Consider the following 23,274-nt stretch of genomic DNA (forward strand, 5'->3'; position numbering starts at 1 on the left):
CTTATTCTCCCGCCTCGTAACCCAGCGTAAAGGCTTTCTTGTTCATCTCCACAAATTTGGGCGGGACGGTTTTTTCGATGGTTTTCAGCCAGATCTCCTTTTCCGTGCCGAGCGACTTGGCCATCGCGCCGATCAGCACGACGTTCACAGCCTTGACGGAACCGGCCTGCTCCGCGAGGGAGAGCGCGTCAAGAGCCAACAGGCGCGCGCCCTGGCCTTCGATCGCTTCCAGCAGCCCCTGCGGATACTGTGCCGCGCCGGTGACGACGGGCATGGGGTCGATCTTCTGTGTGTTGGTCACCACAACGCCGCCCTTTTTCAGGAAGGGCAGGAAGCGGGCGGCCTCCAGTTGTTCAAAGGCGAGCACGATATCGGCCTCGCCCGGATCAATGACGGGAGAGTACACCTTTTCTCCATAGCGCACATACGTCTCCACAGAGCCGCCGCGCTGGCTCATGCCGTGAACCTCGGAAACCTTGACGTCATATCCGAGATCCATCATGGCGCTTCCCAAAAGGCGGCTGGCCAGCAGAGTACCCTGCCCGCCGACGCCTACAATCAATACACTTTTTACACTGTTCATTGAGCCGCCTCCTGTGCTGTAATGGCATGCTTGGGGCACAGCCCCTCACAGACGCCGCAGCCGACGCACTGCGTGTAGTCGATCACGGCTTTTTTGTCATGAATGCTGATAGCCGGGCAGCCGATGGCGAGACAGCCCTTGCATCCGATGCAGCGCTCCGTCTCCACGTGCAGCGGTGCACTGTGCTTGACATATTTCAGCAGAGCGCACGGACGGCGGCAGATCACCACAGAGGGCTCCTCCGCCGCAAGCTCCTCACGGATCACAGCTTCCGTTTCCTTGAGGTTATAAGGATCGCAGACACGCACGCGGTTGATGCCCACGGAATGGCACAGCGCTTCCAGATTGACCGCCGACGTGGGATCGCCTTTGATGGTGTAGCCCGTGGTGGGGTTCTGCTGGTGGCCGGTCATGCCGGTGATCGAGTTGTCGAGCACAATCACAACGGAATTGCTCTTGTTGTATGCGATGTCAATCAGGCCGGTGATGCCCGAATGGATAAAGGTGGAGTCTCCGATCACGGCGACAGCCTTCTTTTCGGCATCCGCGCCGATAGCCTTATTGTATCCGTGCAGGGCGGAAACAGATGCGCCCATGCAGACACAGGTGTCCATGGCGCTCAGCGGGGCGGTCGCGCCCAGGGTATAGCAGCCGATATCGCCGCTGACATATACGCCCAGCTTCTTGAGCGTGTAGAAAACGCCGCGGTGCGGACATCCACAGCACATGACAGGCGGACGGGGGGGAATGGGGGCGTCTACCTTCATGACTTCCGGTTCTGTGCCGAGAACACATTTGCGCACCACGCTCTGCGAGTATTCGCCGCAGCGCGGGAAAACGTCTTTGCCGATAACCTCCACACCGATTTTGCGGCAAAAGTTTTCAATGATGGGATCCAGCTCTTCAATTACATAGAGCTTTTTCACCTTGCCGGCAAAGGTACGGATCAGCTTTTCCGGCAGGGGATTGACCATGCCGAGCTTTAAGTAGGAAACGCTGTCGCCCAGCGCTTCGCGGGCATATTGGTAAACGGAACCGGCGGCAATCACGCCGACCTCGCTGCCGTTATCCTCGATGCGGTTGATGGGACTGGTTTCCGCCCATGCGGTAAGCTCGTCGGTGCGCTCCTCCACCGCCACATGCTTTTTCGTGGCGAACACGGGAAGCATGACGTTTTTCGCGGGATTCTTTTCATAGGGCTTGAGAGGAAGGTTTTCGCGCTCCTTCAGCTCCACAATGCTGCGGGAATGGGAAATGCGCGTGCTCAGGCGCAGAAGCACCGGCGTGTCAAACTGCTCAGAAAGTTCATAGGCCAGCTTGGTGAAATCGCGGCATTCCGCGGAATCAGCAGGCTCTACCATAGGCAGCTTCGCGGCGATTGCGTAATTGCGGGAGTCCTGCTCGTTCTGCGAGGAATGCATTCCCGGATCGTCCGCCACGCCGAGGACCATTCCTCCGTTTACGCCGATGTAGCTCATCGTGAAGAGCGGATCGGCGGCAACGTTCAGGCCGACGTGCTTCATACCGCAGAAGGAACGTGCACCGCCGAAGGACGCGCCCGCGGCAACCTCCGCCGCGACCTTCTCGTTCGGCGCCCATTCACAGTAAATTTCGTCATAGGCAGCGGCTGCCTCGGTGATCTCTGTGCTCGGTGTGCCCGGATAACTCGAAACCACCCGCACGCCCGATTCATACAGGCCGCGTGCAACTGCTTCGTTGCCCAGTAATAATTCTTTCATCTTTGCCTCCCAAAATATGGATTTCCATGTTTGCTTTATTTTGTCTCGCTGCCTTCGTTGCGCAGATCCAAAATCCGCTTGGCTTTCCCCTGGAATCGCTCAAGCGATTTCGGCTCGACCAGCGTGACCTTTGTTTCCAGGCCAAGCACACTCTTGAGCCTGTCATGCAGGCCGCGCTGGAGGGCTTTCAGCTCTCCGTAGCTTTCCAGCAGCTCTGTGCTGACAAGCTCCACCTTCACTTCGAGATTATCCATGAAGTTCTGGCGGCGGACAACAAGCTGATAATGCGGCCCGATTCCCTGTGTGCTGACCAGTACACTCTCAATCTGAGAAGGGAACACGTTCACGCCCTTGATAATCATCATATCATCCGTGCGTCCCGTCACCTTGTCCATGCGCACATGGGTGCGCCCGCAGCGGCACGGCTCGTAGTTCAGGCGGGTGATGTCCTTGGTGCGGTAGCGCAGCACCGGCATCCCTTCGCGCAGCAGCGTTGTCACAACGAGCTCTCCCGATTCGCCCGGAGCCTTGCGCTCGCCGGTGGCACTGTCAATGATCTCCGGCAGGAAAGCATCCTCTGCGAAGTGCAGGCCGCAGCGGTATTCGCATTCGCCGGAAACGCCGGGACCGGTCAGTTCCGTCAAGCCATAGTTGTCGGTGACGAAAATGCCAAGGTTCTTTTCAATCTGATGCCGCATTTCCTCTGTGCAGCCCTCGGATCCCAAAAGGCCCAAACGAAGCTTGTAGGCTTCGCGGGGGTACCCGGATTCCCGCACCATTTCGCTCAGATAGAGCGCGTAAGAGGGAGTAGCCACCAGGCCGGTCACCCCGAAATCCCGGAACATCATCAGCTGTTTAGCTGTGTTGCCGGAGGAGGCTGGAATCACGGTTGCGCCGATTTTTTCCAGACCATAGTGCAGGCCCAGCGCACCGGTAAACAGACCGTAGCCAAAGGAAATCTGGAAAATATCATCCTCCGTTGCTCCCGCGGCGACCGCGACGCGCGCCACCTGATCCGACCAGTTGTCAAGATCCTGCTTGGTGTATGCTCCCACCGTCGGCTTTCCCGTTGTGCCGGAAGAAGCGTGGATGCGCACAATCTTTTTCATGGGCTGAGCCAGCATGCGAAAAGGATAATTGTCGCGGATATCATCCTTGGTGGTAAACGGGATGTACTGGATATCGGAAAGCGTCTTGATCTTATCTCCGGTTACGCCGGCCTTTTCCAGCTTTTCATGATAGAAGGGGATGTTCTCATAGCAGTAATCCACCATCCGCTTGAGGCGTTCCAGCTGGAGCGCTTCTATTTCAGGGCGGCTCATGGTTTCAATTTCTTTTTGGAAAAACATTCCAACACCTCCGTGCAGCTCCCCATGCTGCAATGGTTTTGCTTTCTCGTGATAGCTTGCTAAATCGCTGGTGTTTTAAATTCAGAAAACACTCTTGTATATCATACCGCAAATTCTGCCGGAATGCAATCCCGGTTTTCGGTAATTCTGCATTGCTTTTGTCTGAAAAGGAAGGGAAAAGCAATTTTTCGTCGGATAAAACAAAAAGTATAGGGCATCTTTGACAGATCGGCGTAAATCCGGCGTTCTCCGGCGGCAATGGCTTGATATTCTTTCCAATATCACATATAATAGAAAAGAAATTTGGTCAGGGCGGGCTTTGGCCCGCCCTGCTTGCGCGGCGGAGCGTTCTCCGCCGGGGAAGGCAGGGACAGCAATGAAGCAATATGCGAATGAAAAGGCAGAGGCCTTCTACCGTTCTCTGAGAGGGAAGCAGGTGGCGTTCTGTGGTATCGGAGGAAGCAATCTTCCGCTGATCCGCAGCTTTCCGGAGAAAGGAGCGATTGTGACGGCGCGCGACAAGCGCACGCGGGAGCAGCTCGATTCGCTGGCAGGCGAGCTGGAGGCTCTTGGGGTCCGTCTGGTACTGGGAGAAGGTTATCTTGAAAATCTGACAGAGGATATTGTGTTCCGTACACCCGGAATGCGTTTTACGCAGCCGGAACTGGCGGCGGCCCGTGCGCGCGGCAGCGCCGTTACCAGCGAGATGGAGCTTTTCTTTGATCTCTGCCCCTGCCCCATCTGGGCTGTTACGGGGAGCGACGGCAAAACAACGACGACCACTATCATTTCCGAGCTCCTGAAAGCGGCGGGAAAGCGAGTGCATCTCGGCGGCAATATCGGACGCCCGCTGCTGCCGGAGATTGATGCGATTTCCCCGGATGACGCGGCAGTGGTGGAGCTTTCCAGCTTCCAGCTGATTTCCATGCGCCGCAGCCCGGAGGTTGCCGTGGTGACGAACCTTTCTCCCAATCATCTCGATATTCATAAGGATATGCGGGAGTATATTGACGCAAAGAAAAATATTTTCCTGCACCAGAATGCGTTCGGGCGCGCTGTATTTAACGCGGACAATGAGATTACCGCTTCCTTTGTTCCGGAGGCGCGCGGGGATGTGCTCCTGTTCAGCCGCATGCAGTCATGCGAGCGCGGCGTATGGGTATCCCAGGAAGGATGGATTACCGTTTCGGAAAACGGGAAGATCACACCTGTTTTGCGCACGGATGAAATCCGGATCCCCGGCCTGCACAACGTGGAAAATTACCTGGCAGCCATTGCGGCTGTGTGGGGGACCGTGGATGCGGAAAAAATCCGGGAGGTGGCCCGCACCTTTGCAGGTGTGGCTCATCGAAATGAGCTGGTCCGGGAGCGGCACGGCGTGCGCTGGTACAACGATTCCATCGGCACCAGCCCGACGCGGACGATGCGCGGCACGCTCTCGCTTTATTCCGATAAAATCATTTTGATTGCGGGCGGCTATGACAAACACCTGTCTTATGAAGAGTTGGGCGCGCGCATTCCGGAGACGGTGAAAAGCCTTATCCTGATGGGAGCGACAGCCGATAAAATTGAGGCTGCTGTGCGGGCCGCCGCTTCTTATCGCGAGGGAAATCCTGCCATTTATCGTGTTGCTTCCATGGAGGAGGCGGTTTCCCTTTGCGACAAACTTGCGAAGGAAGGGGATATCGTCACGCTGTCCCCAGCCTCGGCCAGCTTTGATCTGTACCGCAATTTTGAGGAGCGAGGGGACCATTTCAAGCGTCTGGTGCAGGAGCTTCCCGAATAAACAAGGTGCCCAGCGGGGCGGAAAGGAATCCGGATGGAAAAGCTCAGGGAATTGGTGTTTCGTCTTTGCGGCGAACCGGGACTGCCCGGCGAAGAACACAGCGCCGCCGCGCTGCTCGCGCGTGAAATCGCGCCGTTTGCGGATCGTGTGGAGGCGGATGCAAACGGGAACGTTTTCGCGTGGCTTGGACAACAGGGGGCGAAGGAGCGTGTGCTGCTGGATGCGCACATGGATCAGGTTGGCCTGATTGTCACAAGACTGGAAAAGAACGGCCTGGTGGCGGTGGATCGCTGCGGCGGGGTAGATCGGCGTGTCCTGCCGGGTACGCCGGTGCTGGTGCATGGGGCAAAGGAACTTGCCGGCGTGGTTGCTTTGACGGAGCATCCGGAAAAGGAACAATCCGATCGCCTGTGGGTGGATTGCGGACAAAGCGGGGAGGAACTCGGAAGGTTGGTTTCTCCCGGTGACCGTATCACACTCTGGCAGCGCCCGGTCTCCCTTTTGGGAGATCGGATCAGCTGTGCGGCGCTGGACGATCGCAGCGGCTGTGCTGTCTTGATCCGCTGTGCCGAACTGCTGGAAGAGGAGCCGCTGTCCTGCGAGGTGGTAATCCAGTTCAGCACACTGGAGGAGATTGGCTGTCAGGGTGCGGGTGTGGGTGCTTACCGTGTACAGCCGACGCGCGCTGTGGCGGTCGATGTCAGCTTTGCTTCCCAGCCTGGTGTACCGCCTGAAAAGTGCGGGACACTTGGCGGCGGGCCGATGATTGGATTTTCCCCCGTTCTGGACGGGGAAATGAGCCGCCGGATGGTATCGCTGGCCCAGCATAATGGAATCCCGTATTCCTGCGAAATAATGGGCGGGGAAACGTCCACCAACGGAGATCGCATTGCGGTTTCCCGTTCGGGTGTGCCGACCGCGCTGCTGTCGGTTCCTTTGAGGAATATGCACACAGCGGCAGAGGTCGTTGATTTGCGGGATGTGGAGCGTACCGCGCAGCTGCTGGCATCCTATCTCAAGGAGGTGCGGGAATGATCAACTGGAATTTTTTACAGGAGCTCTGTTCCATTCCCGGCGTTTCAGGAGAAGAGAAGGGTGTGCGTGATCGGATTTTCTGTGAATTGCAGCCGTTTGAAGATGTCTCCCTTCACATAACTCCGCTTGGCTGTTTGGCTGCTAAAAAGAAGGGGAAACAGAGGGCGGCTGTCTCTGTGCTGCTTTGTGCGCCGATGGATGAACCAGGATTTTTGGTGTCGCGAATCTGCGATGATGGAACGGTGAAACTGACTCCTGTGGGAAGCATATCCGGGCAGGCTCTGTGCGGCCGTCCTGTGACGGTCTGTACAGCGGACGGGGAGCTGCCCGGTGTTCTGGGGGCAAAGCCGGTGCATCTGCTGACGGCGGAGGAACGGGGAAAGCCGGTTCCCGCCGGAGATTTGTATTTGGATATCGGCGCCCTTAACAAAGAAGAAGCGGGCAGGGCAGTGTGTCCCGGCGACAGAGTTGTGTTTGCTTCCCCCTGGAATTTATCCGCTGATATGGCGTTTGGCCGTTCTTTGGCCAGCCGGGCTGCTTGTGCGGCGTTGACAGCTCTTTTGAGCAGGGATCTGGATTTTGATCTGACAGCCGCTTTCACCGCGCAGGGAGAAACAGGGGGAGGCGGACTGATGACCGTTGTGCATGATATTCAGCCGGATGTGGTGATCTGTGTCGGAGGGGTGAAGGCATCTCTCCCGGACGAGGAGGACGGAGGCTGTATGCTGGGAAAAGGCCCTTCCGTTCATTTTATGGATAGTCGTATGATATATGACTCCCGCTTGTTTCGAGGGGTTCTGGAAACAGCCCGCCGTCTGGGAATTCCCTGCCAGGAGCGTACAGCGGTAAACGGTAACGGTTCCGCAGGACGTGCGGCGGCTCAGACAGGAGCGCGCACTTTGGCGTTGGGGATCCCGGTTCGCTATCCGGGGGTCCCCGTTTCCATGATGGCCAAGCAGGATCTGGAAAGCACTGTGCGGCTTTTGGAGGCCGTTTGCCGGGAGATTGCCGGCGGCAGCTTTTAATTTATGACAGCACGGTGTTGTCGATATGAGTAAGGGTAAGGACAAAAAAATGATAAGAAGAATTCAGGATGAAAGCAGGCTTCTGCCCTGGGCAGAGGATCCGATCGGGCTGCGCGCCTGCGCTGCCGCCGCTGCTTATGGCTTGGACGGGCATATTTGCCAGTTCTGGCTGCAAAACGAGGATACGCTCCTCTGCCGTATGGACGATACAATGATGCTTTGTGCGGGTGAGCATGTGGATTGGGAGGAAATCAAGGGGTTTCTGCCTCTGACAGGCGCGCGTGTGCTGCTGTGCCGGGAGGAAGAGGCGGAGCATCTGCAGCTTCCCGTATTGGTTTCGGGCTGGGTCATGCTTCGTGAGAATGTAAACCGTGATCCGGCTCCCTTCTGTCAGGCGGAGGAAAATCCAAGCCTGCGTGAGCTTCATGCGCTGCTGACACAGTGTGAAACGGAGTCGTTCCGTGCCCCGGAATTTGAACCGTTCTATCTGGATCTTTCGCATCGCACCCGCCATGGAGAAGCGGTGAGCATGGGGCTTCGACGCGGAGGGCGGCTGATAGCAGCAGCTTTCTGCACAGCCAAAACGGAGATGATGGCTATTCTTTCCGGTGTGGCTGTGCTGCCGGAACTGCGGGGGAACGGCTTTGGATCCGCAGTTGTGAGGGCTTTGCAGGAAAAGCTGTGCCAGCCGAAACAGTGCGTGTACCGTGCACAGAGTGAGAATCAGGCATTTTATGAGGCGCTTGGATTTCAGGACGCTTTTCCCTTCCGGGAACTCAGTCTGGAATAAAAGGAAAGTACATAGGGGCTGTCCGGGATTTTCGGCTCAGCCATGGAACAGGAGAGACTATTTCAATGATTATCTACCCTTCTTTTGCGATCGATCCCTCGATTCAGGAAGCTGGAAAGCGTGCGATGGATCGCATTGCACCGGTACTGGCGGGAATTGATGAGACAGCGGATTACAACCAGCAGAAAATGATAGCGGCCTTTTCCGCCGCGCATGTCAGCGAAAGTCATTTTGCTGCTTCCACGGGCTATGGTTACGGAGACCGGGGACGGGAAGCGCTCGATCAGGTGTATGCCTACGCTCTTGGCGCGGAGGATGCGCTGGTACGGCATAATTTTGTTTGCGGCACGCATGCCCTGACGGTGGCGCTTTTTGGTGTGCTGCGCCCGGGAGACACTATGCTGAGTGTAACCGGTGTCCCATACGACACACTGCAAGGTGTAATTGGTCTTACAGGTGATGGAAATGGTTCTCTGCGGGAGTTTGGCATTCGTTATGAACAGGTGGATCTCAAACCCGACGGCACTCCTGATTATGAGGAAATTGCCCGCCGTGTGAAGCCTGGGTTAAAGATGGCTTACCTTCAGCGCTCACGCGGATACAGCCTGCGTCCATCCCTGTTTGTGGAGGAGATCGGAAAGATTGCAAAGCTGGTCAAGGAAAAAGCGCCGGATTGCATTGTGATGGTTGACAACTGCTATGGCGAATTTGTGCAGCGGGAGGAGCCGCTGGCATATGGGGCGGATCTGATGGCCGGTTCCCTGATCAAGAATCCAGGCGGCGGCGTGGCCCCCACAGGAGGATATATCGCGGGGCGGCGCGATCTGGTGGAAAGCTGTGCGTACCGTTTGACCACACCTGGAACAGGGCGTGAGGTGGGAGCTACGCTGGGGACAAACCGAGAGCTGTTCATGGGAGCTTTCCATGCCCCGCATGTGACAGGGGAGGCGCTTAAAACGGCAGCGTTTACTGCTGCTCTGTTTAGTGAGTTTGGTTATGATGTGACTCCACGTCCTGATGAGCCGCGCGCTGATATCATCCAGACGATGATGCTGCGGCGTGAAGAGGCTCTGGTGGCTTTTTGCCGTGGGGTGCAAAAGGGTGCGCCGGTTGATTCCTTTGTCACGCCAGAACCGTGGGATATGCCCGGCTACGATTCCCAGGTGATTATGGCAGCCGGAGCCTTTACGCTGGGGGCTTCCATTGAGCTTTCCGCGGATGCTCCTCTGCGTGAGCCGTATGCGGCATGGATGCAGGGGGGGCTGAATTTCCACAGCGGCAGGCTGGGTGCTATGCTGGCCGCGCAGTCCATGCTGGAAGAAGGGCTTTTGGGAAAATAATCGTTGCATTTTTTTCAATGATTCTTTATAATATTTTTTGTTATTCCATTAGGGGCGGTCTTTTCGCCCCTGATATGCGGGTATGGCGGAATTGGCAGACGCGCTGGATTTAGGTTCCAGTGGGTAACCGTGTGGGTTCGAGTCCCACTACCCGTACCAAAAATAGCAAGCTGCATTTTGTCATACAAAGACGAAATGTAGCTTTTTGCTTTAGTGGACAGTTAGATATTGAAACAGATAGAATAGTGATGTCTCAATGCTTGGGAGAGTGGTTGACAGTTTGAAAGATGAATCGGTTCGTCTGGCATAGGTTATAGTTACAATCGCAAATACCGTGAGGACAATTGCAAGCAAAGACTCAGTGAGTGGACAATATTTGAGTTCAGGAAAGAGGTGTGATTTGTGATTATAAGCGCCAGCCGGCGGACAGACATTCCAACATACTATTCCAATTGGTTTTTTAATCGGATTATGAATGGCTATGTACTGGTTCGAAACCCCATAAATACACACCAAATAAGCAAGATACCGCTGAATCCTGATGTTGTGGATGGGATTGTTTTTTGGACCAAAAATCCAATTCCCATGCTCGATCGATTCAATGTTTTACGCGAGTATATGTATTACTTTCAGTTTACACTGAATTCGTATGCACAGGATGTTGAGACACATGTTCCTAATAAGCAGAAACATATCATCCCTGCATTTAAAAAACTATCGGATATGATTGGCCCTGATCGTGTTATCTGGAGATATGACCCCATTTTTCTAAATGACACATACACCCCGGAATACCATATCCAGTATTTCGAAAAAATCGCAAAAGAATTAAGCCCATATACCAAAAAGTGTACCATCAGCTTTATCGACTTCTATCGGAACACCTCAAAAAATGTTTCTGACTTATCTCTGCATGATTTTCCAGAAGAAGCCCAAAAGGATCTTGCGAAGGAGTTGGCTGCCATTGCCCATAGCTACGGCCTGCTGATTGATACTTGCGCAGAAGGTATTGAATTACAGGAATACGGTATAGGACATGCAAGATGTATAGACGATCGCTTGCTAAGCAAACTGTTAGATTGTCCTCTCGACATAAGGAAAGATAAAAGTCAACGCCTTGCGTGCGGTTGCGTGGAGAGCATTGACATCGGAGCATATGATACATGCCGTAATGGCTGTAAGTATTGTTACGCAAATTATAGTGAAAAAACAGTATGTTCAAATTTCGCCAGACACATTCCCGACTCCCCCCTACTTTTTGGGGAAGTGGGCCCCAATGATAAAATAACGGAACGAAAGGTTATGAGTTGTAAGGTAAATCAAATTAGATTTGATATGTGATTCTCTTATCGTGCAGCTGCTTATCCCGGCACTGGCGATGAAGAAACTGGCGGCAGATCAGGAGGCAGGAGGCAAGTTCCCTGTGAGCAATGACTGCGCAGAAACTTACCGCTGCGGTCTGCCGCGCTGTGGGGGAGTAGTATGGAGATAGAGTGCATCAGGCTTTTTGAAAGGGTGCATCGGTTGGAGTGAAGAACGTCCATGTTTACGGAAGTGGCCAGATTGAAGAAAGTACGAAAGAAATGGATTGCATTGGCGGGAGCCGCGGTATTCGCAGTTGTTTTGGCAGGATGGCTTGTTTGGAGCAATGTAACGGTTGAGATGACGCGCTACAGCGTTGCAAGCAGCAGACTTCCTGCATCGTTTGACCACAGCAGAATTGTTGTGGTATCGGATTTGCATAACGCTGAGTTTGGGGAAGATAATTGCCAGCTTATCCGCTTGATCGAGCAAGAAAGCCCGGATATGATTGCGATCACGGGGGATCTCGTGGATTCCAGTAAAACCAATATGGAGACGGCGGAGAGCTTGATCCATCATCTCACCAGCATCGCCCCTTGTTACTATGTGACGGGAAACCATGAGGCGTGGCTGGGAGAACAATATCAGGAATTGGAAAAAATGCTTCTAAAGGAAGCGGTTGTAATTCTGCATAATACATCTGTACCATGGAAAAAAGGACAGGATAGCATTCAGCTCGCAGGTCTGGATGATCCGGATTTTACGGATAGAGATTCTTCTGTTCAGCAGAGTATTTTGGAGACCAGACTTCATGAAATGGATCTGACAGATGATTATTGCATCCTGCTTTCTCACAGGCCGGAAGCCTTCGAGGCATATCTGTCCGAAGGAGTCGATCTGGTTTTGAGTGGTCATGCGCACGGAGGACAGTTTCGTTTGCCCCTGATTGGCGGAATTATTGCACCCAATCAGGGATGGTTTCCCAAATATGATGCCGGGAGCTATTCGCAGCAGAATACCACAATGATCGTCAGCAGAGGAATTGGAAACAGTATCATTCCCATGCGGATCAACAACAGACCTGAAATTGTCAGTGTGGAGTTGATTTGCGAAGTATACTGAACCTGTCAGATGCCATTTCTGGAAGAGCAGAAGGAAGAAATGGATAATGAGCTTCATCTTGTGGTTCTGGGCGCAGCCATAGGGGAGAATGATGCCGGCGATATAGATTAATCATCAGGATTAAACTGCAAATATATTGACATCGGTATGAATTTCTGTTACAATGCCAACAGTTAGATATAGCTAACCGCACGGTGGTTAGCTATTATTATGATTGGAAGTTAGTCTATGCTACTGGAAAGAGGTTTGAACCGATGATCAGTAAACGGCTGATACACATCATGGACAAGAGCAAAAAATATGTGTCAGCACAGGTGCTTTTTCAGTGGATTTCTTTGCTTTGCAATATTATATTGATGTCCGGAATCGCGCTTTTTTTGAGTCAGCTTTCTGCCGGGCTCAACCCAAAAGTGTGGGGGAAATTCATATGGATTCTTCTGTCTGCCTTAGTCATACGGTACGTGTGCACAACTTTGGCAAGTCGGATGAGCCATCGTGCCGCAAAGCAGGTGAAAGAACAGCTGCGCACCATGATTTATGAAAAGCTGCTGCATCTGGGACTGGCGTATCAGCAAAAAGCCCGAACCTCTGAAGTGGTTCAGCTGGCGGTAGAGGGGGTGGATCAGCTGGAGGTGTATTTTGGGTCATATCTCCCCCAGCTGTATTATTCGCTTCTCGCGCCCTTGACACTGTTTGTTGTTTTGAGCTTTGTCAGCCTGCCCTGTGCAGTCATCTTATTTCTCTGTGTCCCACTGATCCCCATTACTATCGTGGCAGTACAGCGTTTTGCAAAGAAGCTTCTGGGAAAATACTGGGGAGAGTATACCTCCTTGGGCGATTCATTTCTGGAAAACCTGCAGGGGCTTACGACCCTCAAAATTTATCAGGCAGACGCCCACCGGCACCAGGTGATGAACGAGCAGTCCGAACGCTTCCGCAAAATTACCATGAAAGTGCTTTCCATGCAGTTGAACTCCATCATTGTCATGGATTTTATCGCCTACGGCGGAGCCGCTTTTGGGATTGTCCTGGCGGCATGGCAATTCCATGCAGGTCACTTGTCCCTGTTCGGTGTGTTGTTGGTGATCCTGCTGGCGGCAGAATTTTTCCTGCCCATGCGGCTTTTGGGATCGTTTTTTCACATCGCCATGAATGGCATGGCGGCAGCGGATAAGCTCTTCGCTCTGCTGGATCTTCCTGATGCGCAAACTGGAAGCCGCGCCTTTCCCAACGATTGTACAGTGGTTTGCAAGGATCTGCGGTTCGGCTATGAAGAAGGGCGGGAGATTTTGAATGACATCCACTTTTCTGCATCACCCGGCCGTTTTGTTGCGCTGGTGGGCGAGAGCGGATGCGGTAAATCCACCCTCGCCGCCATCCTGATGGGGCGCATACGGGGATTTCAGGGAGAGCTTACCATTGGCGGGGTTCCTGTGCCGGACATTGCGGAGAGCTCCTTGATGGCAAACATCACCTATGTGGGGCATCAAAGCTATTTGTTCCGCGGCAGCGTCAAAGATACACTGAGAATGGGCAATCCCGAGGCGACGGATGCTGATTTCTGGCGTGTGCTGGAGCAGGTAAAGCTGGCAGACTTTTTGCGGGAGCAGCAGGGGCTGGACACGGAGCTGGAGGAGAACGGTATCAATTTTTCCGGCGGACAGCGCCAGCGTTTGGCAGTTGCCCGGGCGCTGCTCCACAACACGCCCATCTACATCTTTGATGAGGCCACTTCCAACATCGATAGAGAAAGCGAAAATGCCATTATGGAACAAATCAAAGAGCTTGCACGGAATAAAACCGTACTTTTAATCTCTCACCGGCTGGCCAATGTAGCTAACACCGATCAAATTTATGTGCTGCGGCAAGGCGTCATTTCCGAAGAAGGAACCCACAAGGAACTGCTTTCCCAGCGGGGTGAGTATGCCCGGTTGTGGAACGCCCAGCAGCAGTTGGAAGCTTACGGAAAGGCGGCGGCAAGATGAAACGATCTGGGATTCGGGTGATGGCAAGCCTGGTTGGCCTGGTGAAACCTCTGACCGGGTATATGAGCCTGGCTGTCCTTCTGGGACTGCTGGGACAGCTTTGTGCCACTGCCATCACGGTGTTGGGCGGGTTTGCGGTATTGCATGCGCTGGGTATGGAACAGAGTGTTTCCCTCCCGGCATGGTTCCTCCTGATTGGCCTTTGCGCCCTGCTGAGGGGCGTACTGCGCTACGGCGAACAGACCTGCAACCATTTTATCGCCTTCAAGCTGCTGGCCTTGCTGCGGGATCGTGTCTTTGCTGTCCTTCGCCGTCTGTGCCCGGCGAAACTGGAGGGTAAGAATAAGGGAAACCTTATCAGCGTCATCACCTCGGACATTGAGCTGCTGGAGGTGTTCTACGCCCACACCATCTCACCTATTTGCATTGCGGTGCTGTATACGGTGACAGCGGCTGCCTTCGTATCCCTCTACCATCCGATATTAGGCGGCATTACGCTTCTTGCACACGGCACGGTAGGGATCTTGATTCCCTGGATGACCTCCCGCTGGAGCGGGGATGTGGGACAGCAGGTCCGTGACCAAAGCGGTCAGCTTTCCGGTTTTGTTCTGGACAGTCTGCGTGGGCTGTCTGAAACTCTGCAATACGGACAAGGACAAAATCGCCGGCAGGAGCTGAAACAGAGGGGAACACAGCTGTCCTTGCAGGAGGAGAAGGCCAAGCGTATCGCAGGCCGCAACAGCGCAATTACCAACACCGTGATCCTGTTGTTCGATTTTGTCATGCTGTATGCGGCAGCTATGCTTTGCGGATTTTCGCCCGCGCTCATTGCCACCCTTACCTTGATGAGTTCCTTCGGACCCAGCGTTGCACTGGCCGCTTTGGGCGCCACTTTACAGAACACCTTTGCCGCAGGCAATCGGGTACTGGATCTTCTGGAGGAGCAGCCGGTGGTGGAAGACATTCATGGCTATGCGCCGGTGGCATTTGACGGAGCCGCTGTAAAAGACCTCAGCTTTTCCTACAGCGAGGAAGAGATTCTCTCTCACATCGATCTGGAACTTCCCAAGGGGAAAATCGTGGGCATCTTAGGGCGAAGCGGCAGCGGAAAATCCACTCTGCTCAAGCTGCTCATGCGCTTCTGGCAGGCAGAGCGAGGGGAGATCCGTATCTCGGATCGTCCCATTCAGAATATCAATACTGATAATCTGCGCAGCATGGAGAGCTATGTTACCCAGGAAACCTATTTGTTTCACGACACCATCGCCAATAATCTGAGAATTGCCAAGCTGGATGCCACCCAAGCAGAACTGGAGACAGCGTGCCGCAAAGCATCTGTACACGACTTCATCATCTCGCTTCCCCAGGGCTACGATACTCCGGTGGCCGAACTGGGAGATTCCCTGTCCGGTGGAGAACGCCAGCGATTGGGGCTTGCCCGGGCATTTTTGCACCAGGCGCCGCTTCTGCTGTTGGACGAGCCTACCAGCAATCTTGACAGTTTGAATGAAGCTGTGATTTTACGATCTCTCCAACAAGTACAGGGGGAGCAAACCGTTGTACTGGTATCCCACCGGCAGTCTACTATGGGAATTGTGGAGCAGCTTTATTCTGTGGAACAGGGCCGCATGAGCTGAACAAATTGCCCTTTGTGCAAGGGCAATTTGTTTTGAATGCTGATTAGTGAAAACTAACCACAAAAACGCAAGGAGGTTCCACCATGCAATCCACTGATTCCAAGCGGGAGAAGGAAAAACGGGTCGTTGCGCAGATGATCCGGCTCTTCTGTAAAAGACAGCATCATCAGGCTGATTTATGTCCGGACTGCCGGGAAGTTTTGTCTTATGCCATGGATCGCTCTGACCACTGTCCGTTTATGGAGAGCAAAACCTTTTGCTCAAGCTGCAAAGTACATTGCTATCGGCCGGAGATGAGAGAAAAAATCCGGGATATTATGCGCTTTTCCGGCCCCAGGATGCTTCTTTATCATCCTGCTCTGGCGGTGTCCCATATGCTTTTAGCCGTAAAGGAAAGGATGAACAAAACATGAGCGGTAAAAAGATTTTGTATCTCTCTTTAGGCATTTTGGGTCTTGGGCTGGGAGCTTTGGGGGCGGTACTGCCTTTGTTGCCGGCATTTCCTTTTTTAATGCTGGCTGCCTTTTGTTTTGGCAGAAGCTCTGAAAAACTGGATCGCTGGTTTAAAAGCACAAAATTGTATCAAAACAATCTGGAAACCTATGTTAAGGGGCAGGGCATGACTTGGAAAACAAAAATCCGTGTAATGGTAATCGTCACCCTCCTTATGGTTTTTGGCTTCCTGATCATGTTTCAAAAAGCATTGTATATCCCTTGTGCAATCCTTGGCGCAGTATGGCTGTTCCATATTCTTTACTTTTGCTTTGGGGTGAAAAACTATGTAATCAAGGAGGAATCTGCAAAGTGAAAAAAGTCTTGAACCTCCTTTTGCTGATCAGCTTTGTTTTGACGCTTTTGGTACCCCTTACCGGTATTCACGTTCACAAATTAGCATCGGTGCTGTTTCTTCTGTTCTGTCTGGTACATACTGGCTTGCACCGGAAAAAGATGGATGGGCGAAGAGTGGTTGTTCTTGGATTGATATTTACATCGTTTCTGACGGGTCTGTTTGGACTGATTTTTGAAGAAATTCCAATTATTCTTGCTCTGCATAAAGTAATGTCGATTGGGGTAGTTTTCTTCCTGGCAATTCATATTTTTGTGTTTATCAGTAAGATTTTCCCAAGAAGAAAAAAGACAAATCATCCGGGGGATAACCGTGACAAATTTAGGATAAGAGCCGCAGGCGACTACCGTTGAGGTGGTAGCCTGTGGCTCTTTCTTTACTCTTTAATCATTCGGATCGATTTGCTTCAGACAAAACCAAGAGCCCTTTGTATCCAGCAGCCCTGCTTTTTTTAGTTTGCTGATTTCTGCCGACATAGCGGTACGCTCTACCCCCAAATAATCCGCTAAGGCCTGTCGTTCACAGGGGATGACAAACTCTGCGCTTCCTTGCTGCTTTGCCTGATCCAGGAGGTAGGCCAGCAGCTTTTCTTTTGTGGTCTTTTGAGACATATACCGCACCTTTTGTGTGAATGCCAAATTTTTTTGCGCCAATCCCTTTAAGATGTTTTGAATCAACAGACTGTGAAAGTGGCAGGTATGGGAGCACATAGTCAGGATTCTCCGGCAGTTCAGGAGAAGTACCTCGCTGTCCTTGCCTGCAAACACACTGACAGGCATGCTTTCCAAACCGGCGCAGGAAAAGGCTTCTCCAAAGGATTCCCCAGGCTGCAAAATAGATAACACACTTCGGTTTCCATAGTAATCATCCTGAACTACCTGCACATTGCCGGAGAGAATAACACCTACCAGCTGCGCAGGATCTCCCTCCAAAAAGACAGGATCGCCTTTGGGAACCGCTATCAATTTCGCGCCAAGGCATGCCATCATTGCTTTGAGGTCTTCCTGCCCAATTCCATGAAACAGAGGGCATTGAAACAGGATCGAAAAATATTTTTCCATAAATGCCTCCAGTGTTGGATTTCCCACAACTGCTTTTTTCTGATTATAGTAAAATGAAAGCGTAAGGTCAAGCATGCCGGCTTTAATGGGGGCAAAGTTGTGCGAGACCTTGTTTGCGGTGAATAAATCTCAGGAAAGTGTATGAAACTGAAATACAGACAAGGAGGCATCACCATGAATGTGAAGATGAAAAACATCAGCCAGGCAGAGGTTCTGGTTTTGAAAGATCAGATCGCCTATCAGGAAGGCCAGGTGGTCAGCAAGACGCTGGCCCAGAACGATGCTTTGAGCATCACCCTGTTTTCCTTTGCCAAAGGTGAGGAGATCAGTACCCATGAGTCCGGCGGCGATGCTTTTGTTACCTGCCTGGACGGCGTGGGTAAAATAACCATTGATGGTGTGGATTATCTTCTGCATGAAGGTGAGTCCATCGTCATGCCCGCTGGGCATCCTCACGCAGTGTATGGGGAAGAGGCATTTAAGATGCTGCTGGTTGTTGTATTTTAAGAATTGGAACAAGCAACAGAAAACACCACGAAGGAGTATAACATGGAAAATAAAATGTTTTGTTATCAGTGTCAGGAAACTGCCGGGTGCAAGGGCTGCACCATGGTGGGTGTGTGCGGCAAGAAGCCGGATGTAGCTGCCATGCAGGATTTGCTGGTGTATGTGAGCAAAGGGATCTCCGCTGTTACCACCGCCCTGCGCAGGGAGGGCAAGCCTGTCGCTGCTGAGATCAATCATCTGATCACCCTCAACCTGTTTACCACCATTACCAACGCAAATTTTGACAAGGAGAGCATTGAAGCTCGCATCCGTGCCACGCTGGATATTAAGAAAGATTTGCTCTTCCAGCTGAGCAGCACCGCAAACCTGCCTGAAGCCGCTTTGTGGGACGGTTCTGGGGATTGGGAGGAGAAGGCCAAAACTGTGGGCGTATTGTCCACCAAAAATGAGGATATTCGCTCTCTCCGTGAGCTGATCACCTACGGCCTGAAGGGGTTGTCCGCCTACTCCAAGCACGCAAATGTGCTGCTTCAGGACGATGAGGAAGTGGACGCCTTCCTGCAGCGCGCCCTGGCTGCCACTTTGGACGATACTCTCAGCGTGGACGATCTGGTTTCCCTGACTTTGGAGACCGGCAAGTATGGTGTTTCCGGCATGGCGCTGCTGGACAAGGCCAACACAACAGCCTACGGCAATCCTGAGATCACCAAGGTAAACATTGGCGTGGGCAAGAATCCTGGTATTCTGGTTTCCGGCCATGACCTGCGGGATCTGGAGATGCTGCTGGAGCAGACCCAGGGTACCGGAGTGGATGTGTACACTCACTCCGAGATGCTTCCTGCCCACTACTATCCCGCCTTCAAGAAGTATTCCAATTTTGTGGGCAATTATGGCAATGCCTGGTGGAAGCAGAAGGAGGAGTTCGAGTCCTTCAATGGTCCCATCCTCATGACTACCAACTGCATTGTGCCTCCTAAGGACAGCTACAAGGAACGTCTGTATACCACCGGCGCTGCAGGTTATCCCGGCTGTAAGCACATCCCAGGTGAGATTGGAGAGCAGAAGGACTTCTCCGCTCTCATTGCGCATGCCCAAAAATGTGCGCCCCCCACCGAAATCGAAACCGGAGAAATCATTGGCGGCTTCGCCCACGCTCAGGTGTTTGCTCTGGCCGATAAAGTCGTGGAGGCTGTAAAGGCCGGCGCAATCAAGAAATTTGTGGTGATGGGCGGCTGTGACGGCAGGGCCAAGAGCCGCGACTACTACACCGAATTTGCCAAGGCCCTGCCCAAGGACGCGGTCATCCTTACCGCCGGCTGCGCGAAGTACAAGTACAACAAGCTGCCTCTGGGGGACATTGGCGGCATTCCCCGGGTGCTGGACGCAGGCCAGTGCAACGACTCCTATTCTCTGGCGGTTATCGCGCTGAAACTGAAAGAGATCCTTGGCCTGGATGACATCAACGACCTGCCCATCGTCTACAACATCGCTTGGTATGAGCAGAAGGCTGTTATTGTACTGCTGGCTCTGTTGTATCTGGGCGTCAAGAATATTCATCTCGGTCCTACTCTGCCCGCTTTCCTCAGCCCTAATGTGGCAAAGGTTCTCGTTGAAAATTTTGGCATCGCCGGTATCGGTACAGTGGAGGACGATCTGAAGCAATTCTTCGGTGAGAACGCCTGATAATGATACGGCCCGATCTTTCTATCTGGTAAACTGCACGAGAAAGCAAAAAACAAAGCCGGTTCTCTTTGCGCTTGACAGGCGCAAAGAGAACCGGCTTTCCTTTGTCCCGGCGGATAGAGAAAATTGCATGTAATTGACTTTTAAAGCGGAAATTTTCCTGGAATAAAATGGAAATACCAGCGTGCTATTTTCTGAATCAGGAGACGATGTGAACTGCGGGGGATCCGCAGGCTCGTGTTACAGCACTCGCTCCAGCCTTCTCCGGGCTTCAAGCAGAGGTTGTTTCACCTGCTCCAAGTCAAAATCTACGCGCAGCGTCGGCACGGAAATGCTGATTCCCAGGCATACCTCTCCCGTGCTGTTGCGTACCGGCACAGCAATACAGCGGATTCCCAGAGTTGACTCCTCGCACTCGTAGGCAAAGCCGGAAGTACGAATTTGCGTAAGCTGGCGAAGCAGCTCCTCCACAGTGCTGATGCTGTTATCCGTCATCCGTTCCAGTTCCCTGTTGTGGTACAGGGTTTGGATTTCCTCATCGCTTTTGCCGGAGAGAAGGGCCTTCCCGAGCGCTGTCACATGGGCCGGCACGCGCTTTCCCACGCTTGATACCATGCGTACCACATGAGAGCAATCGAATTTGCTCAGGTATACAACATCGGTTCCTTCCAGAACGGCCAAATGCGCGGTTTCGTTCGTTACACGCACCAATTCCTCCAGCACATCGCGTGAATAGAGATAGAAGTCGTTGTTTTCCACAAACCGTGAGCCAATCTCAAAAGCTCTCAGGCCAATCACAAAGCGATTGTGCGGGTTTTTGGCGATATAGCCGAAATGCAAGAACGTCATCAAAAGAGAGTAGGCACTGCTCTTGGCAATGTCCAGTGTGGCGCACACATCCGTCAGCGAAGCGCCATCCGGGCAGGAGGCAACATATTCGAGAATATGCAGTGCTTTTTCCAGCATTCTGTGGTTTTTGGTTTCCGATTCCATACGATTTCCGTCTCCTTTTTCCGATATAAAACCGTGGTGCAGAATAAGGAACCTGTTTGTTTTCTTTCATTATACTTGGATCAGGGAAAAAATCAACTTGTTTCTTCGTTTATACCGTATCGAAGCGGTAGACGGTTGTGCTCGTCTCTGTCTCCCCGGGCAGTAAAAAGCGGGCGGGAAATCCCCTGTGGTGCAGGAAATCAACAGCATACTGTGTTTCCAGGCATACGGCATGATGTGCTTCGTCTAAAACCCCATCCCGCAGTATCAGCCCTTCCCGTGCAAAATTGGAGGTATATAGCTGCAAGGCAGGCAGATCGGAAAGTACAGTCAGACGGCGGCCGGATCGGGGCGACCAAACACAGGCCACCGGACGCAGACCGGATCCGTCCGGCAGGTAGGTGTGATCGTAGCCGTGCGCGGCGGCAAGCTCGGGAAGGGACAGAGCACCGATGGGACGCGGCCGGCGAAAATCGAAAACGGTATTTTCTACCGGCAGAATCTGTCCCGTGGGACGGCAGCTGTCCGAAAGCTCCAGCATGCGGGCGGCATGGATTTGCAGGTGATAACCGGACACATCCCGCCGGAAATCGCCGTCAAGATTGAAATAGGAGTGATTGGTGAAGCTCACCGGCGTTTTTTTGGTGCTCATGGCGTCCCAGCGGATTTCCAGAGCATTGTCCGGTGTAAGCAGGTAGGAAACAGAGACAGACAGCGTTCCCGGATATCCATCCAGTCCGTCCGGGAACTGGTGGGTGAATGTGACAGCGTTTTCGCAGACTTTTTCTATCTCCCACACGACGCAGGAAAAACCATGTATCCCTCCATGCAGATGCTGGGGCGGATCGTTAACAGAGAGGGGATAGGTTTTCCCGTCCATCTCAAAGCAAGCCCCTTCGATCAGGTTGGCAACACGGCCGACAGCCGCTCCGGCATATTTGTCATCTGTCTCGTATGCGGCAAGTGAATCGTAGCCAAGCACAACGTTTTCCATCCGTCCAGCCCGATCCGGTGCAATCAGGCACAGGATCCGGCAGCCATAGCTGGAGACGGTCATAGAGAGGCCGCCTTGTCCCTGCAAATGCAGAAGCAGAGCCTTTTCTCCGCTGTGTGTGGTTCCCCAGATTTCCATGAGCAGATACCTCCCTTTCTGCAAAACAGAATTCATTATACCGCTTTGCAGCCAAAAAGCAAGAGGAAATACAGCTTGACAGACCTTTGGGAAAGCGCTACAATGTGTTTGTATATAAAATATAAGTTCTTAAATAAGAACTAAAACGAGCTTTGACGATAGGGAGGAGCAGAAGCATGAAGGCAGCCGTGTGGAAGGATTATCATGTGGTGGAGGTACAAGAGGTTCCCGATCCGCAGATCAGCGAGCATGAGGTCTTGATCAAAGTGTGGGCGGCCGGCGTATGCGCCACGGATCTGGAAGTGATCTCCGGGCGTTTCATATACGGCGCCCCGCCGCATGTGCTGGGCCATGAGATTGCCGGAGAGATTGTGCAAACAGGCAGCGCTGTGACGACACGGCGCGTAGGTGAGCGTGTGGTGGTGGAAACCTCGGTGGGATGCGGACATTGTGAGTTCTGCCGCAGAGGGGACAGGCACCTGTGCCCGGAGATGACCGAGATCGGTTTCACGCCGCACTGGGGTGGTTACGCCCAGTATGTGAAGGCTCCGGCAGAAAATTTGTTTGTGATCCCAGATAACATCAGCTATGACGAAGCGGGAATTCTCGAGAGCACCGTCTGTCCCGTGGGCGGGCTGATGCGGCTGGGTGTGCATTTTGGGGAAACCGTTCTGGTTTATGGCGTAGGTCCGGCGGGAATCGCCTTTATCCAGGGCGCAAAGGCTATGGGAGCGGGACGTGTCATTGCGGTAGCCCGCAGCGAGGAGCGGCTGCGCCGCGCGGCCGGTTTTGGTGCGGACTATCTGATCTGCTCCAAAACAGAGGATGTGCGCGCTAAGGTGCTGGAATATACGGACGGTAAGGGCGCAGATCTCGTGTGCGAAGCAGCCGGCAGTCCCGAAACCATTTTGTCCGCGTGTGCCTGTGCACGCAGATCGGGGCGCATTATCCTCTACGGTATTCCGGATCGTGACAAGCCGCTGACGCTGCCATATACGGACATCATTATGAACCAGCTTGAAATGTACGGCGTGGTTGGAAATCCACATGTGTGGGAGCCGCTTTTGCAGCTGGCGTCTTCCGGCCGTTTCAACCTGCGGGATATGGTGACGGCAGCCTTCCCGTTGGATCGGATTGGTGACGCAATGCGTCTGATGGAAGATCCCGTCCATAAGCCTATCAAGGTGGTTGTACATCCGTGGGAATCCTGAGAATGGTGGCTGCCGCTTGACACCAATTTGGTGTGTGAGTATACTTTTAGAAAAAGCAGCGAATACCGTCAGCCGGAAGCGTATGGTTTCCCCGACAAGAGGAAACGCTGCTTCCGGCTGTTGTTTGCCTCCGGCAAAGCGGGGAGG

21 protein-coding genes and 1 tRNA gene are annotated in these 23,274 nt (G+C 53.1%); 16 read left to right on the plus strand and 6 right to left on the minus strand.

Features of this window, described 5'->3' with window-relative positions:
• Position 1 precedes the first annotated feature (1 nt).
• From B5F35_RS02130 to B5F35_RS02140, 3 genes are read right to left on the minus strand one after another with little or no spacing between them, the layout of a single operon-like run.
• The gene (locus B5F35_RS02130) at positions 2–583 is read right to left on the minus strand and encodes an indolepyruvate oxidoreductase subunit beta (RefSeq protein WP_087237617.1); all 582 of its coding nucleotides are present in this window, start codon (positions 581–583) and stop codon (positions 2–4) included.
• Positions 580–2,322, minus strand: coding sequence for an indolepyruvate ferredoxin oxidoreductase subunit alpha (gene iorA / locus B5F35_RS02135; RefSeq protein ID WP_087237619.1), 1,743 nt, complete (start codon positions 2,320–2,322; stop codon positions 580–582). The genes B5F35_RS02130 and iorA overlap by 4 nt, the downstream gene beginning before the upstream one ends.
• 35 nt (positions 2,323–2,357) lie before the next feature.
• The gene (locus tag B5F35_RS02140; protein WP_087237621.1) at positions 2,358–3,671 is read right to left on the minus strand and encodes a phenylacetate--CoA ligase family protein; all 1,314 of its coding nucleotides are present in this window, start codon (positions 3,669–3,671) and stop codon (positions 2,358–2,360) included.
• Positions 3,672–4,047: 376 nt separating this feature from the next.
• Between B5F35_RS02140 and murD the strand changes: the two genes are divergently transcribed.
• From murD to B5F35_RS02205, 13 genes are all read left to right on the plus strand, one after another.
• A complete protein-coding gene (gene murD, locus B5F35_RS02145) occupies positions 4,048–5,457 on the plus strand; it encodes a UDP-N-acetylmuramoyl-L-alanine--D-glutamate ligase (protein ID WP_087237623.1) in 1,410 nt (469 codons plus the stop codon).
• A 33-nt stretch (positions 5,458–5,490) separates the two neighbouring features.
• On the plus strand, positions 5,491–6,492 hold the full coding sequence (locus tag B5F35_RS02150) for a zinc-binding metallopeptidase family protein (RefSeq protein WP_087237625.1): 1,002 nt from the start codon (positions 5,491–5,493) through the stop codon (positions 6,490–6,492).
• Positions 6,489–7,517: a M42 family metallopeptidase gene (locus B5F35_RS02155; RefSeq protein WP_087237627.1), complete on the plus strand. Its 1,029-nt coding sequence runs from the start codon at positions 6,489–6,491 to the stop codon at positions 7,515–7,517. The genes B5F35_RS02150 and B5F35_RS02155 overlap by 4 nt, the downstream gene beginning before the upstream one ends.
• Positions 7,518–7,566: 49 nt before the next feature.
• On the plus strand, positions 7,567–8,307 hold the full coding sequence (locus B5F35_RS02160; protein WP_162611300.1) for a GNAT family N-acetyltransferase: 741 nt from the start codon (positions 7,567–7,569) through the stop codon (positions 8,305–8,307).
• A gap of 65 nt (positions 8,308–8,372) precedes the next feature.
• Positions 8,373–9,647: a methionine gamma-lyase family protein gene (locus B5F35_RS02165; protein ID WP_087237631.1), complete on the plus strand. Its 1,275-nt coding sequence runs from the start codon at positions 8,373–8,375 to the stop codon at positions 9,645–9,647.
• A gap of 76 nt (positions 9,648–9,723) precedes the next feature.
• Positions 9,724–9,806, plus strand: a tRNA-Leu gene (locus tag B5F35_RS02170).
• A 243-nt stretch (positions 9,807–10,049) separates the two neighbouring features.
• Positions 10,050–10,988 carry a DUF1848 domain-containing protein gene (locus B5F35_RS02175; RefSeq protein ID WP_087237633.1) on the plus strand — a complete coding sequence of 313 codons (939 nt, stop codon included), beginning with the start codon at positions 10,050–10,052 and terminating at the stop codon, positions 10,986–10,988.
• Between the two features lie 222 nt (positions 10,989–11,210).
• Positions 11,211–12,071: a metallophosphoesterase gene (locus B5F35_RS02180; protein WP_242969363.1), complete on the plus strand. Its 861-nt coding sequence runs from the start codon at positions 11,211–11,213 to the stop codon at positions 12,069–12,071.
• 281 nt (positions 12,072–12,352) lie between these two features.
• A complete protein-coding gene (locus B5F35_RS02185; RefSeq protein WP_442856418.1) occupies positions 12,353–14,056 on the plus strand; it encodes an ABC transporter ATP-binding protein/permease in 1,704 nt (567 codons plus the stop codon).
• The gene (locus B5F35_RS02190) at positions 14,053–15,693 is read left to right on the plus strand and encodes an amino acid ABC transporter ATP-binding/permease protein (RefSeq protein WP_206423994.1); all 1,641 of its coding nucleotides are present in this window, start codon (positions 14,053–14,055) and stop codon (positions 15,691–15,693) included. Before B5F35_RS02185 ends, B5F35_RS02190 begins: the two co-directional genes overlap by 4 nt.
• Before the next feature lie 83 nt (positions 15,694–15,776).
• Positions 15,777–16,106 carry a nitrous oxide-stimulated promoter family protein gene (locus B5F35_RS02195; RefSeq protein WP_087237639.1) on the plus strand — a complete coding sequence of 110 codons (330 nt, stop codon included), beginning with the start codon at positions 15,777–15,779 and terminating at the stop codon, positions 16,104–16,106.
• A complete protein-coding gene (locus B5F35_RS02200) occupies positions 16,103–16,501 on the plus strand; it encodes a YbaN family protein (protein WP_087237641.1) in 399 nt (132 codons plus the stop codon). Before B5F35_RS02195 ends, B5F35_RS02200 begins: the two co-directional genes overlap by 4 nt.
• On the plus strand, positions 16,498–16,893 hold the full coding sequence (locus B5F35_RS02205; RefSeq protein ID WP_242969364.1) for a heme transporter CcmB: 396 nt from the start codon (positions 16,498–16,500) through the stop codon (positions 16,891–16,893). The genes B5F35_RS02200 and B5F35_RS02205 overlap by 4 nt, the downstream gene beginning before the upstream one ends.
• Before the next feature lie 30 nt (positions 16,894–16,923).
• Here the strand turns inward: B5F35_RS02205 and B5F35_RS02210 are convergent, their stop codons facing one another.
• Positions 16,924–17,601 (minus strand): Crp/Fnr family transcriptional regulator, encoded by a 678-nt coding sequence (locus tag B5F35_RS02210; protein WP_087237643.1) that lies wholly within the window; start codon positions 17,599–17,601, stop codon positions 16,924–16,926.
• 174 nt (positions 17,602–17,775) lie between these two features.
• On the opposite strand from B5F35_RS02210, the gene B5F35_RS02215 reads away from it, so the two are divergent.
• Both B5F35_RS02215 and hcp read left to right on the plus strand, forming a co-directional pair.
• Positions 17,776–18,108, plus strand: coding sequence for a cupin domain-containing protein (locus B5F35_RS02215; protein WP_087237644.1), 333 nt, complete (start codon positions 17,776–17,778; stop codon positions 18,106–18,108).
• A 42-nt stretch (positions 18,109–18,150) separates the two neighbouring features.
• Positions 18,151–19,791 (plus strand): hydroxylamine reductase, encoded by a 1,641-nt coding sequence (gene hcp / locus B5F35_RS02220; RefSeq protein WP_087237646.1) that lies wholly within the window; start codon positions 18,151–18,153, stop codon positions 19,789–19,791.
• A 240-nt stretch (positions 19,792–20,031) separates the two neighbouring features.
• Here the strand turns inward: hcp and B5F35_RS02225 are convergent, their stop codons facing one another.
• Both B5F35_RS02225 and B5F35_RS02230 read right to left on the minus strand, forming a co-directional pair.
• Complete coding sequence (locus B5F35_RS02225; RefSeq protein WP_087237647.1) at positions 20,032–20,784, minus strand: IclR family transcriptional regulator; 753 nt, start codon at positions 20,782–20,784, stop codon at positions 20,032–20,034.
• A 109-nt stretch (positions 20,785–20,893) separates the two neighbouring features.
• The gene (locus tag B5F35_RS02230) at positions 20,894–21,916 is read right to left on the minus strand and encodes an aldose epimerase family protein (protein WP_162611301.1); all 1,023 of its coding nucleotides are present in this window, start codon (positions 21,914–21,916) and stop codon (positions 20,894–20,896) included.
• Positions 21,917–22,092: 176 nt separating this feature from the next.
• On the opposite strand from B5F35_RS02230, the gene B5F35_RS02235 reads away from it, so the two are divergent.
• Entirely contained in the window at positions 22,093–23,127 is a 1,035-nt protein-coding gene (locus tag B5F35_RS02235; protein WP_087237651.1) for a zinc-dependent alcohol dehydrogenase, read from the plus strand.
• Positions 23,128–23,274 lie beyond the last annotated feature (147 nt).

Origin of the sequence: Anaeromassilibacillus sp. An200 (genome assembly GCF_002160025.1) — a bacterium.
In the GTDB taxonomy this organism is placed as follows: Bacteria; Bacillota; Clostridia; order Oscillospirales; family Acutalibacteraceae; genus Caccousia; species Caccousia stercoris.

Excerpts from the sequence above, each read along its gene's own strand:
- B5F35_RS02155 (WP_087237627.1), top strand. The coding sequence starts at position 6,489 with ATGATCAACTGGAATTTTTTACAGGAGCTCTGTTCCATTCCCGGCGTT.
- B5F35_RS02150 (WP_087237625.1), top strand. The coding sequence starts at position 5,491 with ATGGAAAAGCTCAGGGAATTGGTGTTTCGTCTTTGCGGCGAACCGGGA.
- hcp (WP_087237646.1), top strand. The coding sequence starts at position 18,151 with ATGGAAAATAAAATGTTTTGTTATCAGTGTCAGGAAACTGCCGGGTGC.
- B5F35_RS02190 (WP_206423994.1), top strand. The coding sequence starts at position 14,053 with ATGAAACGATCTGGGATTCGGGTGATGGCAAGCCTGGTTGGCCTGGTG.
- B5F35_RS02235 (WP_087237651.1), top strand. The coding sequence starts at position 22,093 with ATGAAGGCAGCCGTGTGGAAGGATTATCATGTGGTGGAGGTACAAGAG.
- iorA (WP_087237619.1), bottom strand. The coding sequence starts at position 2,322 with ATGAAAGAATTATTACTGGGCAACGAAGCAGTTGCACGCGGCCTGTAT.
- B5F35_RS02165 (WP_087237631.1), top strand. The coding sequence starts at position 8,373 with ATGATTATCTACCCTTCTTTTGCGATCGATCCCTCGATTCAGGAAGCT.
- B5F35_RS02225 (WP_087237647.1), bottom strand. The coding sequence starts at position 20,784 with ATGGAATCGGAAACCAAAAACCACAGAATGCTGGAAAAAGCACTGCAT.
- B5F35_RS02185 (WP_442856418.1), top strand. The coding sequence starts at position 12,353 with ATGGACAAGAGCAAAAAATATGTGTCAGCACAGGTGCTTTTTCAGTGG.
- B5F35_RS02140 (WP_087237621.1), bottom strand. The coding sequence starts at position 3,671 with ATGTTTTTCCAAAAAGAAATTGAAACCATGAGCCGCCCTGAAATAGAA.
- murD (WP_087237623.1), top strand. The coding sequence starts at position 4,048 with ATGAAGCAATATGCGAATGAAAAGGCAGAGGCCTTCTACCGTTCTCTG.
- B5F35_RS02210 (WP_087237643.1), bottom strand. The coding sequence starts at position 17,601 with ATGGAAAAATATTTTTCGATCCTGTTTCAATGCCCTCTGTTTCATGGA.
- B5F35_RS02200 (WP_087237641.1), top strand. The coding sequence starts at position 16,103 with ATGAGCGGTAAAAAGATTTTGTATCTCTCTTTAGGCATTTTGGGTCTT.
- B5F35_RS02160 (WP_162611300.1), top strand. The coding sequence starts at position 7,567 with ATGATAAGAAGAATTCAGGATGAAAGCAGGCTTCTGCCCTGGGCAGAG.
- B5F35_RS02215 (WP_087237644.1), top strand. The coding sequence starts at position 17,776 with ATGAATGTGAAGATGAAAAACATCAGCCAGGCAGAGGTTCTGGTTTTG.
- B5F35_RS02230 (WP_162611301.1), bottom strand. The coding sequence starts at position 21,916 with ATGGAAATCTGGGGAACCACACACAGCGGAGAAAAGGCTCTGCTTCTG.
- B5F35_RS02130 (WP_087237617.1), bottom strand. The coding sequence starts at position 583 with ATGAACAGTGTAAAAAGTGTATTGATTGTAGGCGTCGGCGGGCAGGGT.
- B5F35_RS02195 (WP_087237639.1), top strand. The coding sequence starts at position 15,777 with ATGCAATCCACTGATTCCAAGCGGGAGAAGGAAAAACGGGTCGTTGCG.